Consider the following 3035-nt stretch of genomic DNA (forward strand, 5'->3'; position numbering starts at 1 on the left):
GTCTTGACTATGTCAAGAAAAACCACGGCGGTATCGGAAAGGCAAAGCAGACCCAGGAAGCAGTCAGCGACATTGCATCCGAAGTCACGCTCTACGGTATGGAGCAGTACGAGCAGTACCCGACCACACTCGAGGACCACTTCGGCGGTTCCCAGCGTGCGTCCGTCCTTGCTGCAGCGTCAGGTATCTCCGCATCACTTGCAACCGGAAACTCCAATGCAGGTCTGAACGGCTGGTACATGTCGATGCTTATGCACAAGGAAGGCTGGTCACGTCTCGGCTTCTTCGGCTACGACCTGCAGGACCAGTGTGGTTCCGCAAACTGTATGTCCGTCCGGCCAGACGAGGGCTGCATCGGAGAACTCCGTGGCCCCAACTACCCGAACTACGCAATGAACGTCGGACACCAGGGAGAGTACGCCGCTATTGCCGCTGCCGCCCACTATGGACGCCAGGATGCCTGGACCCTGTCCCCGCTCATGAAGATCACGTTTGCCGACCCGTCGCTCAAGTTCGATTTCTCCGAACCACGCCGCGAGTTCGCAAAGGGTGCAATCCGCGAGTTCATGCCCGCTGGCGAGCGCTCACTGATCATCCCCGCAAGGTAAGCACGATCGTCCCCCAACCAAATTTTTTTTCTTTTTTGTAATTTTCCCTGATACGAGCGTGTCCGCAGCAGACCGGCAGATCACCCTTTGATCCAAGAGGTGGCCGGCAAAGGTACCAGTCTCCCCGTGTCTCACCCCCCGGGAGCGTTCCTGAAGGGTACGAGAGTTTAAATGATTTATGCGCATATGAGTAATTATAACACAACAATGCGAGAGTGATACAATGCCAGAACCAACAACCAGCACCGAGAAACCAGTCGCCGCCCGACGCGGGTGCATTGATGAACACACCTGCGCCTGCGGTGAAAAACACGAGGAGCCCAACAGCGGGGTCAGCCACCGGGAAGCCTGCACGTCCCCCCTGAAATTCGGTGAAACCTGCTGCTGCCAGTCCGAAGAGGAGGCTAAAAATGCACGCCACCCCTGCGGGCACGGGCCGCGCTGTCACTGACACCATCTCTTTTTTACAACAAATGACCTCCACGGAACGGCGAGAGTGATGCCCGGTTCACTTCTGATCTCTGACCTGCTTGAGCGGTACATGAAGGAGAAGGGATACACGGAGCACTGGCTTACCGTCCAGGAACTCCGTGCCTGGTTTCCGCAGGACTGCCCGTCGGGTCAGGCACTTTCAGGGTTCCTTGGCAGGAACCACAACGGGGCCTTTGCTGCCTGCCGGTATAAGGTGACGAGGATTGAAAAATTCAGGGATACGATCCATCCCTACCGGATCATCAGGAGGTATCTCGTACAGGAAAGGCCGGTACGACAAAACCACGCACGGCAGGGACACATGAATGAAAAAACTGCCCCGGTAAGACTGTTATACCAAAACGGACACACTCTCTCAGGGAATGTACGATAGTGCCCGATGAACAACCAGTCCAGAATGAATGCCCCCGCCGGGGAAGACCGCGTCTCAGGCGTATTATCACCAGTACTTCGGAATCACGCTGCTATAAGCCCTGCTGCTGTCCGGTGGAGGACGGGGCCGGGATCTCGCTCCAGCCCGATGAGATCGAACTTATCCGGCTTATCGACCTGGAGGGACTGGAGCAGGAGGAAGCGGCAGAAAAACTGGGGGTCTCCCGCAAGACCGCATGGCGGGACCTGCATGAGGCCCGCCGCAAGATTGCCGATGCACTGGTGAACGGGAAAGGGATCGAGATAGCCGGTTGCCAGAAGGCAGCGGAAGGCCGGTGCCCGAAGTGCCCCCGGAAAACCCCCTAATTTGTTCCTGACTTTTTTGTAGTTCCGTCATCTTTTTATGTTTTCGCTCATATGGGTAATTACCCCCGAACGATGGAGGACGAGGCAACGATTATGAGCAACGAACCAATGAAAATACCCGTGAATTATGGTGAGGCAGCAGAAGCGCTGAAATCAATACTGGGCCTGAAGGGATCGCCCGTTGCCATCAGGTTTGCGCCCACCAAGGCCGATATCCCGGCCGGGATCCCGGAGCTGGATAAGACTATCCGGCACTGTTCGATGGTGAACCTGGCCCGGATGGAGGGGAAGATCTTCTATGCTCCTGCCAGCAGGCACGAATGTAACGGAGGGGCGTGGTCGCTGGGGTTAAAGGAGATCACGCAGACCTTAAAAAACGGCGAATTCTATTTCAAACTGGGAAAATTTGACAGCGATGCAGCCTGCAAACGGACGATCGAGCGGATCCCGCACCTGGACACGGGGGAGACCTATGCAACACTCTATGCCCCGCTTGAAACAACGCCCTTTTCCCCGCAGGTCATCGTGATCGTGACAACGCCCCGCAACATGCTCAAGCTCGCCCAGAGCACGCTTTTCAGGCTCGGCGGGAGGATCTGTGCCGAGTTTGCCGGCATCCAGTCGGTCTGTGCGGATGCAACGGCGCAGACCTACCTCTCGGGACAGCCGAACTTCTCGATGGGCTGCGACGGGTCGCGGAAATATTCCGGCATCGGCGACGACGAGATGGTGATGGGGTTCCCGGCCGAGATGCTCCCGGAACTCGTCACTGCCCTCCCCATCGTTACCGGGGCAGCCGGTTCAAAATAACCTTTTTTAATCGCGGGACCGGCGGGCCGGCGCCGAGCCGTAAAAGACAAAAACCCTTATCCCCTGCCGGAGGGAAAAAAGCATAATGAAAAATCCGTTCCACGTGATGATCATCCCGACGCTGGGCTGCCCCGGCAGGTGCAAGTACTGCTGGAGTTCGGAAGAGGGCTCGCCCATCATGAAGCCGGAGACGGTACAGGAGATTGTGGAATGGCTCAAAGGAGTGGACAGGGAACGGGTCACGTTCACGTTCCACGGCGGGGAGCCGCTCTTGGCCGGGGCGGACTTTTACCGTACGGTGCTGCCGATCCTCGCCGATGGGCTCGCACGGATGCACCCGGAGTTTGCGATGCAGACGAACCTCTGGCGGATGACGCCGGAGATCGC

The 3035-nt window shown here is 57.5% G+C and carries 5 protein-coding genes and 1 pseudogene; all 6 read left to right on the plus strand.

Features of this window, described 5'->3' with window-relative positions:
* Positions 1 to 608 (plus strand): annotated as a pseudogene (locus WCE46_RS03025) (coenzyme-B sulfoethylthiotransferase subunit alpha); the annotation flags it as partial.
* A 223-nt stretch (positions 609 to 831) separates the two neighbouring features.
* A complete protein-coding gene (locus tag WCE46_RS03030; protein ID WP_424732229.1) occupies positions 832 to 1059 on the plus strand; it encodes a hypothetical protein in 228 nt (75 codons plus the stop codon).
* A 48-nt stretch (positions 1060 to 1107) separates the two neighbouring features.
* On the plus strand, positions 1108 to 1473 hold the full coding sequence (locus WCE46_RS03035) for a hypothetical protein (RefSeq protein ID WP_424732230.1): 366 nt from the start codon (positions 1108 to 1110) through the stop codon (positions 1471 to 1473).
* A complete protein-coding gene (locus tag WCE46_RS03040; RefSeq protein ID WP_424732231.1) occupies positions 1473 to 1838 on the plus strand; it encodes a DUF134 domain-containing protein in 366 nt (121 codons plus the stop codon). Before WCE46_RS03035 ends, WCE46_RS03040 begins: the two co-directional genes overlap by 1 nt.
* 93 nt (positions 1839 to 1931) lie before the next feature.
* Positions 1932 to 2648, plus strand: a complete 717-nt coding sequence (locus tag WCE46_RS03045; protein WP_424732232.1) for a DUF169 domain-containing protein — start codon at positions 1932 to 1934, stop codon at positions 2646 to 2648.
* Positions 2649 to 2733: 85 nt separating this feature from the next.
* Positions 2734 to 3035 (plus strand): radical SAM protein (locus WCE46_RS03050; protein WP_424732233.1); only part of this gene is annotated, 302 nt, incomplete at its 3' end.

Origin of the sequence: Methanoregula sp. (genome assembly GCF_049690535.1) — an archaeon.
Classification (GTDB): Archaea; Halobacteriota; Methanomicrobia; order Methanomicrobiales; family Methanospirillaceae; genus Methanoregula.